The following is a 15084-nucleotide window of genomic DNA, read 5'->3' as shown; positions in this document are numbered from 1 at the left end:
TGATGACAATTAATTGTTAATCATAGCTGCAATTCGATCGCGCTCTAACTCTCGACCAATCAGCACTAATTTGGTTTGACGGATCTCGGAAGGTTGCCAAGGGCGATCGTAAAAATATTCTATCCGCGAACCGACACCTTGCAACACCATCCTCATCGGTTTCTTGGGAACCGCCACAAACCCTTTAATCCGATAGATTTCCTCCTGCTGCATCAAGGATTGCAGTTTTTTCACCAAAGCTTCAGGTTCAAATTCGCGATCGGCAATAAAGAAAGTCGAGTTAATATCATCATCGTGCTCGTGTTCCTCCTCAGTGTCGTGGTGACTTGGGCGAGACTCCAAATCATCCTCAACCGCCGCATTAAATCCCATTAACACATCGGGGTTAATTTCGCCACCTTTGCAAGGCACAATTTTCACACTCGGACGTAACTCTTGCTGCAACCAGCTTTGGACTTTCTTGTGAGTTTCCACATCTACGCGATCGACCTTCGTTAAAAGTACCATATCGGCACAGGCTAACTGGTCTTCAAACAATTCCTCGATCGGAGTTTCGTGATCTAAACTATCATCAGCCTGCCGCTGTGCCATCAAAGCATCGATATCACCGACAAAAGAACCGCTAGCAATAGCTTCGCAATCGACAACAGCAACAACACCATCCACAGTAGCACCCGTGCGAATTTCCGGCCAGCGAAAAGCTTGAATCAAAGGTTTAGGAAGTGCGAGGCCCGAAGTCTCAATTAAGATACAATCAATTTGCTCTCTGCGCTTCAACAATTCCTGCATAGTCGGCAAGAATTCCTCTTGAACAGTGCAGCAAAGACAACCATTTGTTAGTTCTACAATATTGCTGCTGACATTTTCTTCTTCGTCGCAAACTTGGCAATCGCGCAGCAGTTCTCCATCAATTCCGATTTCGCCAAATTCGTTAACCAGAACAGCAATGCGGCGACCTTGATTATTTTGCAATAAGTGGCGAATTAGGGTAGTTTTGCCGCTACCGAGAAAACCAGTGATGACAGTAACAGGAATTTTGTGCATTGATAATTTTGTGCTTATTTGGTGATGGGATATCTTCCAGGCGCTGCCTGGGAATGCTAATCTAGAGGCTCGGCCTCGCTGGAATAAAGGAGCGCTTTTAATACGAGGCCGAGCCTCTGCGTATGCGTTACCAGGCCGTGATCGTAGGTGACAACTTAATACTGAAACCTACAATAAAAGTCGCTTTTAGGCGAAGTTTAGATCCCCCTAAATCCCCCTTAAGAAGGGGGACGAAAGAGAATATTTCTTGTCCCCCCCTTATTAAGGGGGGTTAGGGGGGATCTAGATTTCGATAAAAACAAGAGAGACGATCGGTTTGACGTTAAGTTGTCACCAATGGGCCGAGCATGGTAAGGAGAAAAACTCTAATTTACCAGCGGAGGAATCTTTGCTAAAACACCTTTTTTCAGAGCTTGAGGACGCTCAGACCAAGGCAACAAACCGTCCGGTTTAGCATAGTATTGACCCGCGCATTCGAGTACAGCCTCGACGCTTTCCGACTCATTGGCTGGTAAATCACCAAACAGATAAGTGTACTTTCCAACAGCAGCAAAAGACACCGCACAAGAGTGACTGCAAGCACTCATGCACTCAACCTCTTGAATCTCAAACTTATCAGAAAACTCCCAATCTTTAGCGAGTTGCGACAAATTTTCCATAAATTGTTGACCGCCGCTTTTACCTTCGCGCTTGCCGTTTTTCCAAACACTAGCGCAAGCAGTGCAAACAAATAGACTGTGCTTTGTGCGTACAGCCGTGTTAATTCCATCCATCATCCGTACCTCGCAGATGCGTTCAAAAGTGAGTTATATATCGGCGGGCATTCTGACTTGAGAAACCCCAAGGGTTTCATTACAGTTGCGGGACAGCGCCGGACTTGCACCGAACTTTCCCCGTTTCCTCTAACGGCTGCTCCCCGCTAGAACCGATCGCGAAATCAAATCTTATCACAGTTGACGCCTTTTTTGAAAAAAGTTATCTTGGTAATAGCAATTTTTAATATATTCCCAGATAAATTAAACCAGAAGAACTACCTATGACAACTTTTCCCGACTTCTCCACACATGGCTATCAAATCACTCGCGAACTCGGATACAACAGTCTGGGCGGCCGCGTCACGTATCTAGCTACAGAAACTAACACCAATAAATCAGTTGTTATTAAGCAATTTCAATTCGCGCAAGGGTCTAGCTGGGCGAAATACTCCGCTAGCCAACAGGAAACCCAAGTGCTGAAAAAGCTCGATCACCCCGGAATTCCACGCTATCTTGACGATTTTCAAACAGATAGCGGTTTTTGCATTGTTCAGGAATATATCAAGGCCCAATCGGCGGGCGATCGCACTTTTTCGCTGCCTGATCTCAAAAAAATTGCGATCGCCACTTTAGAAATTTTAGCTTACCTGCAATCTCATAAACTGCCTGTAATTCACCGCGATATCAAACCAGAAAACTTATTAATTGACAACCAATTAAATGTTTACTTAGTAGACTTCGGCTTTGCACGAATTGGAGGCGGCTATATTGCAGCCAGCAGCGTTGTCAAAGGTACGATGGGATTCATGCCGCCGGAGCAAATGTTCAACAGAGAATTAACTAAAGCCTCGGATCTTTACGGTTTGGGAATCACCCTCATTTGTTTGTTAACTGGTACAAAATCTGCAGATGTTGGCAATTTGATTGATGCTAATTATGGCATTCATTTTCGGCATTTAGTACCGCCGTTGCAGCAAACTTGGATGAATTGGTTGGAGAAAATGGTAGCGCCGAGAATTCAAGATAGATATCAGTCAGCGGCTGATGCTTTAGCTGCCCTAGAATCTTTGGATGTTAAACAATTGCCAAAAGTTAGGCTCGCTCTCAATCTGCTGGAACTTACCGCTACAGAATATGGAGAAATTTTAGCGCAAAATATCGCCATTAGCAACCCAATTCCCGATACAATGCTTGGCGGCAGATGGGAAGTCGCGCCACATCCGAATGACCCGCCACACACGCCTTACGACCATTCTTGGATTTCCTTTGTACCGCAGTCTTTTGAAAGCAATAATATTGAATGCCAAATTCGAGTTGATACTCAAAAATTGCTGGCAAGTCAAACTTACAACCGCCAAATCATCTTACACGCCAATTCCGAGCCGGAAACTCATACAATAGAATTGCAAGTCACCACATCTGCCTTGCACGTACCGAAAAAAAATACTTCTTTGTCTGCGCGCAGGCTGGCTTTTATGTGCTGTTTTACCTTAGCAGGTTTTATGATTTCGGAGTTATTAACTAACCTCATCAACTCCAACAACGTTTTGCTCCATACTTTTTCGTGGTGGATACCATTGGCCGTATTGTTGGGATTTAATTCCGCTGAAAATACCATTACATTCCTGACCGTAAATCCAAACAAACTCAAAGATATTAATGTTAAATGGTTAGATTTTAGGCAAGTTTTTAAGCAAATATTGAAAGTGATTCTCGGTTTAAGTGTAGTTATCATTATTTTTACCCCGATGCTTTTTTTAAGCGCGGGTATTAAAAAACTACCTATAATAATTAATCTAATAATTAATATAACTTTTGCTATAATTTCTTCATGTGGGGGAATCGTATTAATGGTGGTGTTAGCAAGATATTTAAGTGCAATAATGATAGATACCAGCGTTAACAATCTAGTTGGCGAGCAAGCAAGTAGAAAAAAATTCAAAGCAGATGCTACTAAAATATCTTTTCTTACTGTCGCATTTTGTACGCTCTTGGGAGCAACTTTTCGATTGTTTTTAAAATTGGGTAATCAGTTGGAATGGGTTGAACCAATCGAAATAATAGCCACAGGAGGAGTGACACTGCTCCCTCTAGTCGTGATTGCAATTGCGTTAGTTGACACGCTCGTTTTTAACCCAAAAAGAATTATTTCCAACTATCGCAAATCTGAAGCCAATTTAATTAAACCGTAAACAATGTAGCCTGTAATATGAGGTACATCGCAGCTTGGTAATTGGTCAACTGTCAACTGTCAACTGTCAACTGTCAACTGTTTAACTATGAATGCTTTTCCTGACTTTTCTAACTACGGCTATCAAATAACTCGCGAACTCGGACACAATCGCGCCGGCGGTAGAGTTACCTATCTCGCTACCGAAATTAATACCCAACGTGCCGTAGCTATCAAACAATTTCAATTTGCCAAAACAGGCGCTAAGTGGTCGGAGTATCAAGCTTACGAAAAAGAAATTCAGATTTTGCGAGAACTGGATCACCCCAGCATTCCTCGGTATTTAGATTCCTTCCAAACAGCATCGGGTTTCTGCATGGTACAGGAATACAAAAATGCCAATTCCCTCGCAACTCTCCGCAAGCTAACGCCACAGCAAATCAAGCAAATTGCTATCTCTGTTTTAGAAATTCTTAAATACTTGCAAAACCGCGTTCCGCCAGTAATTCACCGAGATTTAAAACCGGAGAATATCTTGGTGGACGATCGCCTGAATGTCAGCCTTGTCGATTTTGGATTTGCTAGACTCGGCGGGGGAGAAGTGGCCGCCAGCAGCGTTGTTAAAGGTACTTTGGGCTTTATGCCGCCAGAACAAATGTTCAATCGGCAGCTAACTGTGGCATCGGATTTATACAGTCTCGGCGCGACGCTAATTTGCTTGCTAATTAGGATAAGTTCTCTCGAAATTGGCAGCTTGATGGACGAGACGGGACGGATTAATTTTAAAAGGCAGATTAATTTAAAAAATCGCTTGCAGCTGCTAACTCCAGAATTTCTTGACTGGCTGCAAAAAATGGTGGAACCTAATTTCAAACACCGCTATTCTTCGGCAGATGCGGCCCTCAATGCTTTGATTCCCCTCGAAGTAGTCCAGCAGCGCCACAACTCAAAACTTGCGCTGATATTAGTCGGATTATCAACAGTAACTGGGTTGTTAACAGTAATTGCTCCAATTGCTGCTATGCTTAGCCCCGTCGTCGCTGCTATTTTTAGTCCGTTGTTACTAACTTATCCCCAACCTCAAGCAGTAGTTGACTCCCCACCAATAACTAACAAACAAAATTTAAAAGCTTTAACTCAAGCGAGGTTGACTGACGAGCTAGAAGCTACAAAAACTACAGATGTCTGGTCTTTGAAACAACAAAAGAAAGTCTATTTGACCGTAAGTGCTGCGAACTTGCCAGAGGGAGAATATAGAGGAGATTGTGAGGTGTTTAACCCTCAAGGAAATTTAGTACAGCGGGGTGCATCGAATTTAAAAACGACAGGAGGTAGATTAAATACTTGGTGCTGGTACAATTTTCAAAAAGATGACCAACCTGGCAATTGGTACTTTGAATTTTACTTAAACAATCGAAGAGTGGCGCAAAATAGTTTCAAGGTCTTACCTTAACATATTTGTCCCGGAGGGGCAGTGAATTTCTTTGCCGTCAAAAGTTGGCAGACTCCTGATTGTTTGAGGACGGGCATCGCTCTCACAAACTGCTGCCATAGTTGTTAGTAGATTGCTACCATTTTCTTTGAAAGCAACTACTGCACCCATATACCACCTCTTGATGCTACGATCGCGAGGTTGGGCGAATGCGAGTGTCATTTCAAATGGTGCTGCTTTGCTTTGATTGTGTAAAGTTTGAACCGGACCCATTGATAACCGAGTTCTGTATTTATAATAATGATCGTAGGTTTCTTTTTCACTTTCTAGACCTAATCCTTTTAGGGAAGAACTAAATTGATTATTTTCTGCATAGTAAGCTTGCTGCCTTTGATTGATGAGTAAAATTTCTTTTTCTGCTACTGCCGATCGCGGAATTAAGAATACTGTCGTGTTGTATTTGAAATCGTACCAACACAACATTAGGCTGGCTACCAAACCGCACTGAATTGCCATTGACACTCCGGGAATTCCGTCTAGGAAACTTGGTATTTTAACTCTGGGTTGTTTACTTGCTTTAGCTGCATTTCTTGGCATTTTTTCGACAGTTATTTTTACAGTTATAAGTTTACTCCTTAAGGTCTTACCTTAAGATTGCATTCGCTCGATCGACCTTGAAAAAAGTTTGTAGTGTTCGGCTTGTAGAGGCGGGTTCGCCAAGGGAATTAAAGGTAGCAAATTTGTAGGGTGCGCCACAAGCACCCTACAGATTACCAATTATGCAGTTTCGTGCTGCCGCCATGCGGGATGCCACAGCAATTCAGCAGTCGATCGCTTCTCGACCATTTCAGGAGTAATCATACAATTAGCCACATCCTTGCGAGAAGGCAACTCGTACATCACATCCAGCATTAACTCCTCTAAAATGCTGCGGAGAGCTCTGGCGCCAGTTTTGCGACGATAGGCCTCCTGGGCGATCGCCCGTAGCGCTTCCGGCTGGAATTCCAACTCCACGCTGTCCATCTTCAACAGCTTTTGATACTGCTTCACCAGCGCATTCCGGGGCTCGGTCAATATCTGCATCAAAGCCGCCTCATCCAGCGGCGAAATCACCGTCACCACCGGAATCCGCCCCACAAACTCAGGAATCAAACCAAACTTGACTAAATCGTCCGGCTGTACCTGCTGCAAAATATCAGCGGCCCGCTTGTCTTTCGCCGGCAAAGTTGAGTTGCTGTCGGTTTCTGTTGGCTGAATAAAGCCCAAGGATTTTTTACCCAAACGCTGTTCAACTATTTTTTCCAAACCGACAAAAGCACCGCCACAAATAAATAGAATTTTGCTAGTGTCAACTTGAATAAAATCTTGGTAAGGATGTTTGCGGCCGCCTTGCGGGGGCACGTTAACCACTGTTCCTTCCAACATTTTTAGCAGCGCTTGCTGCACTCCTTCACCCGATACATCCCTGGTGATCGAAGTGTTTTCGCTTTTGCGAGCAATCTTGTCAATTTCATCAATATAAATAATGCCCCGCTGCGCCGCTTCCACATCAAAATCGGACATTTGCAACAGCCGCAGCAAGATATTTTCTACATCGTCGCCGACATATCCAGCTTCTGTCAGTGTCGTCGCATCCGCTACCGCAAACGGGACTTCGAGCATTTGCGCTAAACTTTGTGCTAACAAAGTTTTACCGCAACCTGTGGGCCCGACTAGCAGGATGTTGGATTTTTGCAATTCTACATCGCTGTCAGGGGAAGACTTGTCGCTATCTTTTACTTGGTCAACGCTCAAGCGCTTGTAGTGGTTATAAACTGCTACAGAAAGGACTTTTTTTGCTGAGTGCTGGCCGATGACGTGGTTGTCTAAATGCTGCTTAATCTCTGTTGGTTTCGGAATTTGAGCTAAAACAATTTTCGATTTATTCGATCGACCTGGGCGCCTGGTTCCTTGTCCCTGAGACTCTCGCACCTCTGATTGGGGAATCTGTTGGCCAATTGTTTTACTGGAGTCAAAGAACTCCTCCTCTAAAATTTCATTGCACAGTTCCACGCATTCATCGCAAATGTAGACGCCGGGCCCAGCTATTAACTTGCGGACGTACTCTTGCGACTTGCCGCAAAAGGAGCATCTGAGATGGGAGTCATATTTTGACATATTTGCCTCTTACTTTACGGTTGCGGTTGCTTGTTTCGACTGGGGAAGTTGCCGCGGGAGTTACCTTAGCTGTGCCCTAGAAGGGTTTCCCGATCGGACACCCAAGCCAGTCAGTCGATTTTAGATTTTAGATTTTAGATTTGAGATTTACTCCACAGATGAATTTTGGAGCTGAACTAGGGTCTAAAATTTGGGGCTCTGCACGACTTAAGTCGGGGGCTTGTCTCGGTTTTTTGGCGCAGTCAAGCTTCGCGATCTCTGTTTCTAAGTTAACACTTTTGAGGCTTTAGTGATTAGTCATGAGTCATGGGAGCCAATTTTAATTTTTCATTTTCACTTGAAAATAAAGCCGCACGGGCTTACCATTTTTTGTATTCCAAAAATTTTCCCGACATAATTATTTTCACTCGATCGCCTTTTGGGTCTGCTTCTTTCTCGACATCCAAAGTAAAGTCGATCGCGCTCATAATCCCGTCACCAAATTTTTCGTGAATCACTGCTTTGAGTGGCATCCCGTAAACCTGCATAATTTCATAGAAACGATAAATCAGCGGGTCAACCGGAACCGAGGCCTCCAAAGAACCTTTTAACGGAGGTTCACAGAGAACCGCAGCCGTCTCGCTATCTAGTCCCAAAGCCGAGACAATTTTCTCGGCTTCATCTGCTGATGCGGTAGCTTGACGGTAAATAACCGCGGCAATCCAAACTTCGTCGCGCCCCAAAAGTTTTTCCAAATCTGCAAAACTAATTCCCTTAGCTTTTTTAGCGGCCAAAAGCTTTTCTGTAATTCCTGAAATTGCCATTAAATATTCTCCCCTTCACTTCAGTGTCAGATGTGCAATATTTCTCACACTTTGGCGATTTTGTCAATACCAATTTGAGAAAATAAATCGAATTGATAGCTCGGAACTTCAGCAAAAGTTGGTCTCCTTAACCCCCACAACTCATACAATTTGAGATTTGAGATTTGAGATGTTAGATTGGCAATGACTGATGACTACCAGGGTTGAGAGCTAGTCAACAGTTGCACTCTTTTTGCCAACTGGTATCACAACTGACACAACTGATAAATCCTAAAATAACTCATAACTGCCCTGTGGCAATGGTACAGTTGGCAGTATATGTAATAAAAGTTACACACGCAAAGGCATTCGGCATTCGGCAAACGGCTGAATTTTGATCGTGCTAGCCTGAAGCTCAATCCTCACTCACGCAGCCAAAGCGCCTTTACCACTCAAAATCGGCAACTGACAAAAGTATGGAGATTCAGACCAAAGATTACACGATCCAGTACGATCGCACTACGCAAACAGTCATCTGTAGCGGATCGTTCCGACTCAGCCAGGTGGAAGAATACGCACCGATCGTCGATCTGCTCAACGAAGTGGCTGACTCCTGCCCAAACACGGTGACTCTAGACTTGCGAAAGCTAGAATTTTTAAATAGTTCTGGAATTAATATTGTCTCAAAATTTGTGATCAAAGTGCGCCAGCAAAAAAATATTCAAATCGCCATCAAAGGTTCTAAACAGATCCCCTGGCAGATGAAATCCCTGAAAAACTTGCAGCGGCTGATGCCTTCCTTGCACTTAGAATTGGAATAATAACGAAAAAGGTAAAGATAAATCTCCGGCTAAGTCCGCGAACCAGGATCAGGGTGGCTGAAGTTAATCGGAATAAGTCATAGTTAAACTAGCACAAAACCATAAAAAACTTCAGAACCGACTAAAATTTACCAATTTTCAATTGCTATGCAGGAAGAACCATCGACAGAACAGCTACTTTTCGACGTTCAGCGGCTGAGTGCGGAACTTGAAAACTTGAAGCGCGAAAAGGTTGACCTAGAACTTTTGCTGGAGACAACCACCGAACATTCAGATACGATGGAAGCTCACTTGCTGAGCAAAGCTCAGTTGGCGCTGCGTTCAAGCGAAGAGCAGTTTCGGGCGATCGCCTCGGCAACTCCCGTGCCGATATTAGTTTCTCGCCTCTGTGACGGCTTAATTATGTATGCGAACGCTCAATTGGCTTCTCTCCTGAGCATACCTCTAGAAAAATTGATCGGCTGCAGCACTCCAGACTTTTACTTCAACCCCGCCGATCGCCCAAAGGTACTTGAGGCACTTGCTAAAGAGGGATACCTGCAAAACTACGAACTCCACTGCAAAAAATCAGACGGCACCGCTTTCTGGGCCATGATCTCGGTTCAGTCGCTGGTGTTTAACGGGCAGCCGACGGCATTGTGCGCCTTGTACGACCTCACCCAGCGCAAGGAAGCAGAACAAACCCTCCAAGAGAGCGAAAAGCGCCTCCGCCGCCAGAGTTTGGCTTTGTTGCAGCTAGGTAGGCAGAGGACTCTCAACAGCGGTGCACTGAATGTGGGAATTCGCGAAATTACCGAGGCTGCCGCCCGGACTTTGGATGTCGAAAAAGTCAGCGTCTGGCTTTACAACCATGGAAGATTTGGAAATCGCTACCCCAGCGATCCCCAGCTAAATTTTACTGAGAGATTACTCGCCCACAACCAAACAGAGGCAATCGAGACAGATACCGCTGCCCCAGAGCAACACGAGGGAGTTAATCATTCTAAGTTTAAAATCCCCAACCTCAAATTAGTTTGTCTCGACGTGTACGATCGCACCCAGGAGAATCATTTGAGCCGGGAGTGCATATCGGCAAGCGATTTAAATTTATCAATTTTAGATGTTGAAGGCGACGCACCGCGCGAAAATTTGCGATCGGACAATGGTTTAGAACCTACGACAAAGACTCAAAACTCTCTACAAACAAATTTGTCCCACTCATCTTCCCTCGCCGAACATTCCGGTGTGCTGCCAAATGCCAGCAAGCCGAATTCATCCATATTAAATGTAGCAATTAGGCTCGGTGGCCAGATCGTGGGCATTCTCTCTCTCGAACATATCGGCGCGCCCCGCCAGTGGGCTCTGGAGGAGCGCACCTTCGCTGATTCTTTGGCAAATTTGGTAGCACTGGCGATCGAAGGATTTGAGCGCCAGCGGGCTCAGGAAGCCCTTTCCAAAGCCAAAGCACAGCTAGAAATGACCGTCGATCAGCGCACCGCTCAACTCACCACCGCCAATAAACTGCTCCGCATCGAAATTGCCGAGCGCAAAAGAGCCGAAATAGCCTTGCAAGAAGCCTTACACAAAGCTGAAGCAGCTTCGAGAGCTAAAAGCACTTTTTTAGCCAATATGAGCCACGAGCTGCGGACACCGCTCAACGCGATTATCGGTTACAGCGAAATGCTACAAGAAGAAGCACGGGAATCGGGACTCGAAGAAATCATTCCCGATACCCAAAAAATTTATAACGCCGGCAAACACTTGCTGACTTTAATTAACGATATTCTCGACCTTTCTAAGATAGAAGCCGGTCGGATGGAGCTTTATTTAGAAAAATTTGACCTCTGTAATTTAATAGAAGAAGTCGTTGCAACTTTGCACCCTTTGGTCGAAAAAAATCACAATCAATTGCAAGTTTCTTGCTCTGAAAATTTGGGAGTGATGTATGCAGATTTGACTAAAGTCCGGCAAATTCTGTTCAATTTGCTCTCGAATGCCCTGAAGTTTACCGAAGGTGGAACGGTGCTGTTGAGCGCGACTCGCGAACCAGCAGGTGACAGCGATTGGGTGTATTTGCAGGTATCTGATACGGGGATTGGAATGTCGGCAGAACAGCAGCAGGGTTTGTTTCAACCTTTTATTCAAGGGGACGCTTCGACTACTCGCAAGTACGGCGGCACCGGTTTAGGATTGGCCATTAGTCGCTTGTTTTGCCAGATGATGGGCGGCGATATTACTGTTGAGAGTGAGTTGGATGTTGGCTCTACTTTTACGGTTCATTTAAATGCAAAAGTTGATATTAGTTAGAAACAAGTTGGGCAACTAGCAATGTAGGGGATTTAAGGGATTTAACGGGTGGGAATTTTTCCCGGAATTGTGTACCGGATTTAACGGATGGCAAAAGATGGAAAAAGATGGAATAATTTCCCCATTACCAATTTTCCAATTACCAATTACCCATTACCAATTACCCATTCCCTTTTTAATTGTGACACCGATCGCGATCGACCTCTGTTGTCGATCACACAGTAGCATTTTTTTTCAGCCTAGAATACCTATATTATTCCAAGATTGTCCTGCAGGCACGATCGGGGGCCTCGCTGCATTCACAAGTCCCACCTCAACCTAATTAAGGCGGTGGGGGGTTGCTTCCAGAAAGGCAATTTGGTAAAAGTAATGCTATGGTCGCGAAGCAGTAGAAGGCAAAATTTAACAGGAAATCAGGAAGTTTCAAAAGTCTCTGGACGCAGAAACACAATTCTGCTTTTTGCCTTCATACTGCTTCTACGGGCGAGATAGCATTGCTGCTGAAAGCAATGCACAATTTCTCAGAATCAAAGGAGTGCATCTACATGATTAAACCTTGCAGTCAACCGCTAAAAATAAACCCTTTTACTTGTTATCGCGATCCGGCTACAGGCAGGTGGACTACTGTAGTTACAAGTGTTCCAAACACTGGCGAAACAGACTCTAGTTTAAAAGCAGAAGCCGAAGGCGAAAACGAAGGTAAAGCAGAAACGATCCTTTCTGCTTCGCCTGCTGTCTCGGTGTCGAAAAAAGTCCTTTCTTTCTCCCTGCCTCCGTTTAAACACCGTGCCAAAAAATCTGCTGTTAGTGTCAGCAGGTAGCTATAGCAGGGGTCTAATCTAGTTTCCACGGTTAGTCCCCGGCCATAGTCCAACTAAACAAAACAAACTTATCCATAGCCTAAACTGCCAAAAAGCGATATACTGGCAGCAAACTTTCTCCTTCAATATTCGTGAAGTATTTGCTCGATCGCTGCCTCCACTTTGTATGGACAGACCGACCAATTCGCCAACGGGGAACAATCATCGTTGCTATCCCCATTATTTTTCTGTTTGCTTCGCTGCTAGCAATTGCAGCCCTCCGAGAGATTACCATACAGATAAGAGAGCGAGGAGATACTAATAGGGCAATACTTCAGGAAACTAACCGCTTGTTAACCCTCGTGGTGGATGCGGAAACGGGCATTCGAGGTTACGGGTTGACGAAGCGCCCCGCATTTCTCTCATCCTACTTAGAAGCCAAGAAGAGTTTGCCGCCGCTGCTGGCTAAACTCAAGGTTATGGTTCAAGAAAACAAACTGCAAGCTCAGCGATTTGAAGATATAAAAAAAAGTACCGAACAGCATATAAATTTCTTGCAAAACACTTTGAATAAGCTCGACAGTTCGGCAACAAGCGTGCAGTCGCCGGAAATAATTGAGGTGTTCACTCAAGGCAAAGCGAGGAGGGATAACCTGCGTGCAAAAATTAATGTGTTTGCTAATGCCGGCGAAGCCTACCAGAAAGCTCTAGATCAGCAAAGACGGGGTTTGATAGATTTCACTAATTTTGTGCAAGTTGCTGGTTTGCTTTGCGGCTGTTTTGGCGCCGGGGCTTCCTGGTATTTATTTGATGGTTTAGAGAAGGAATTAAGGAAGCGGGAAGCAGGCTTGGAAGAAAGTAAAAGTCGCATTCAAGCTGTGGTAGACAATGCGGCTGACGGGATTATCACTTTGGACGCACGGGGAAATATTGAGTCTTTTAATAGGGCAGCAGAAAAGATTTTTGGCGAGAAAGCCGATCGAATAATTGGCTCTAACCTGCGGCGACTGATCGCTCAACCCCAGCCGTACCAAAGCGTGGGGGATTATTCGGTAGAATATTTTGTGTTACATCCAGATACTACGCTGAAGACTTACCAACAAGAAACAGTTGGAATTCACCACGACGGAACTAAGTTTCCGATGGAGTTAGCTATCAGCGAAATGCGTCTGGCAAATCAACACTTGTTTATTGCGATTTGCCGCGATGCCAGAGGACGGAAACAAGCCGAGGAAACTCTGCGAAAGCAAGCGCAAATGCTGGATTTGGCCAACGATACGATCGCGGTACTAGACTTGAATGGGACGATTTCTTATTGGAATTTGGGGGCGAAGTGGCTCTACGGATGGCGGAAGTCGCAAGCAGTAGGAAAAAATATTCACAAGCTTTTACAAACAGAATGGGCTCAACCTTTTGAGGTAATTCAAAAAGTATTTTTCGAGAAGGGTTCTTGGCAAGGAGAACTGGTGCGAACTAAGAAAGACGGGACAAAAATAACGGTGGCAAGCCGATGGACTTTGCAGTACGACGATCAAGATCAACCGGTTGCTATTTTGGAAATCAGCAACGATATTAGCGATCGCAAACGCTCAGAAATTGCTTTAGCCCAAAGCGCCCAGCGGTTTCGCGCTACTTTTGAGCAGGCGGCAGTCGGCATGGTGCAAGCGAGTGTGGAAGGCAAATTTCTGTTAGTCAATCAAAAACTTTGCGATATTTTGGGCTACAGCAGGCAAGAATTGGTTGAGAAAAGATTTCAGGAGATTACTTGGCCTGGAGATTTGGCAAGTGAACTGGAACTTGTGCGCCAATTGTTAGCAGGAGAAATTGAAAATTTCTCTCTGGAAAAGCGCTACATCCGCAAAGACGGAGAGTTGGTGTGGGCAAACTTGACGGTTTCGCTGCTGCGAGAAGAAAATGGCACTCAATTTTTGATGAGTGTGGTTGAAGATATTAGGGATCGCAAACAAGCGCAGGAATCGCTGCGGTTGCGCGCTCAAGAATTGAGGTTAACAGCCCAAAATCTGGCTCAAACGACGAATGTTTTAAGAAAGCGGAATCAAGAATTAGACCAGTTTGCTTATGTAGTTTCTCACGATTTGAAAGCGCCACTCAGGGCGATCGCCAATCTCAGCAGTTGGATAGAAGAAGACCTCAGCGAGTCGATGACAGAGGATACTCTGCACCAAATGAACCTGCTGCGGGGCAGAGTTTACCGCATGGAAGGTTTGATTGAGGGACTGCTGCAATATTCCCGCGTCGGACGGATTCAAGTGCCTTCGGAAATGGTAAAAGTTGAGAATTTATTAGCCGAAATTATTGATTCGTTGGCGCCGCCGTCTGGATTTGAGGTGAAAGTTGAACCGGAAATGCCAACTTTTGTGGCAGAAAGATTGCTGTTGCAGCAGGTTTTTTCTAATTTAATTAGCAACGCAATTAAGCACAACCGAGCTGAATCGGGTCACGTAAACATATCGGTTAAAGAGTTAGATGATTTTTACGAGTTTTCTGTAGAGGATGACGGGCCGGGAATTGATCCTCAATATCACGATAAAGTTTTTGTGATTTTTCAGACCTTGGAAGCTCGTGATAAAGTTGAAAATACTGGGATTGGTTTGTCGCTGGTGAAAAAAATTGTCGAAGGTCAAGGGGGCACTATTTCCCTAGAATCTGCCGAAGGTGAGGGAGCAACTTTTCGGTTTACTTGGCCGAAGCAACCTATTAGCCAAGACGGAAAATAAAACAACTTTAAAGGTAGGATGTTTAGGAATGAGAATTAAATAACTTCCACTCTTGAAAGTGGGATGGGCGTCCCGCCCGTCCTTTTTGGACGGGCGGGA

General features: G+C 44.7%; 11 protein-coding genes and 1 riboswitch. Of the genes, 6 read left to right on the top strand and 5 right to left on the bottom strand.

Translation table 11 applies throughout. The features are described 5' to 3' along the window. Positions 1-9 precede the first annotated feature (9 nt). Together cobW and QT987_RS15475 are read right to left on the bottom strand one after the other, a co-directional pair. A complete protein-coding gene (gene cobW, locus QT987_RS15480; protein ID WP_333241505.1) occupies positions 10-1044 on the bottom strand; it encodes a cobalamin biosynthesis protein CobW in 1035 nt (344 codons plus the stop codon). Between the two features lie 365 nt (positions 1045-1409). Continuing rightward, positions 1410-1820, bottom strand: a complete 411-nt coding sequence (locus tag QT987_RS15475) for a DUF1636 domain-containing protein (RefSeq protein ID WP_333241503.1) — start codon at positions 1818-1820, stop codon at positions 1410-1412. Between the two features lie 22 nt (positions 1821-1842). Next, positions 1843-1989: riboswitch (cobalamin riboswitch) on the bottom strand. 91 nt (positions 1990-2080) lie between these two features. Here QT987_RS15475 and QT987_RS15470 point away from each other — a divergent pair. Then, the gene (locus tag QT987_RS15470; protein ID WP_333241501.1) at positions 2081-3991 is read left to right on the top strand and encodes a serine/threonine-protein kinase; all 1911 of its coding nucleotides are present in this window, start codon (positions 2081-2083) and stop codon (positions 3989-3991) included. 87 nt (positions 3992-4078) lie between these two features. Then, positions 4079-5422 (top strand): serine/threonine-protein kinase, encoded by a 1344-nt coding sequence (locus tag QT987_RS15465; protein ID WP_333241499.1) that lies wholly within the window; start codon positions 4079-4081, stop codon positions 5420-5422. Here the strand turns inward: QT987_RS15465 and QT987_RS15460 are convergent. From QT987_RS15460 to cynS, 3 genes are all read right to left on the bottom strand, one after another. After that, on the bottom strand, positions 5414-5998 hold the full coding sequence (locus QT987_RS15460; RefSeq protein WP_333241497.1) for a type IV pilin-like G/H family protein: 585 nt from the start codon (positions 5996-5998) through the stop codon (positions 5414-5416). The genes QT987_RS15465 and QT987_RS15460 overlap by 9 nt on opposite strands. A gap of 180 nt (positions 5999-6178) precedes the next feature. Continuing rightward, on the bottom strand, positions 6179-7558 hold the full coding sequence (gene clpX, locus QT987_RS15455; RefSeq protein ID WP_333241495.1) for an ATP-dependent protease ATP-binding subunit ClpX: 1380 nt from the start codon (positions 7556-7558) through the stop codon (positions 6179-6181). Positions 7559-7917: 359 nt separating this feature from the next. After that, a complete protein-coding gene (cynS, locus tag QT987_RS15450) occupies positions 7918-8361 on the bottom strand; it encodes a cyanase (protein WP_333241493.1) in 444 nt (147 codons plus the stop codon). Between the two features lie 455 nt (positions 8362-8816). Here cynS and QT987_RS15445 point away from each other — a divergent pair, with 455 nt between their 5' ends. The 4 genes from QT987_RS15445 (at position 8817) to QT987_RS15430 (ending at position 14985) form a co-directional block, all read left to right on the top strand. Further along, a complete protein-coding gene (locus QT987_RS15445; RefSeq protein WP_333241491.1) occupies positions 8817-9161 on the top strand; it encodes a slr1659 superfamily regulator in 345 nt (114 codons plus the stop codon). A 147-nt stretch (positions 9162-9308) separates the two neighbouring features. Continuing rightward, on the top strand, positions 9309-11447 hold the full coding sequence (locus QT987_RS15440; protein ID WP_333055977.1) for an ATP-binding protein: 2139 nt from the start codon (positions 9309-9311) through the stop codon (positions 11445-11447). 545 nt (positions 11448-11992) lie between these two features. Further along, positions 11993-12268 carry a hypothetical protein gene (locus tag QT987_RS15435; RefSeq protein WP_333081403.1) on the top strand — a complete coding sequence of 92 codons (276 nt, stop codon included), beginning with the start codon at positions 11993-11995 and terminating at the stop codon, positions 12266-12268. Between the two features lie 131 nt (positions 12269-12399). Next, positions 12400-14985, top strand: a complete 2586-nt coding sequence (locus tag QT987_RS15430; RefSeq protein WP_333241489.1) for a PAS domain S-box protein — start codon at positions 12400-12402, stop codon at positions 14983-14985. Positions 14986-15084 lie beyond the last annotated feature (99 nt).

The organism is Microcoleus sp. SVA1B4, assembly GCF_036700545.1.
GTDB lineage: Bacteria > Cyanobacteriota > Cyanobacteriia > Cyanobacteriales > Microcoleaceae > Microcoleus.
The sequence above is the reverse complement of the archived record's forward strand: the minus strand, read 5'-3'. Positions and strand labels throughout refer to the sequence as shown.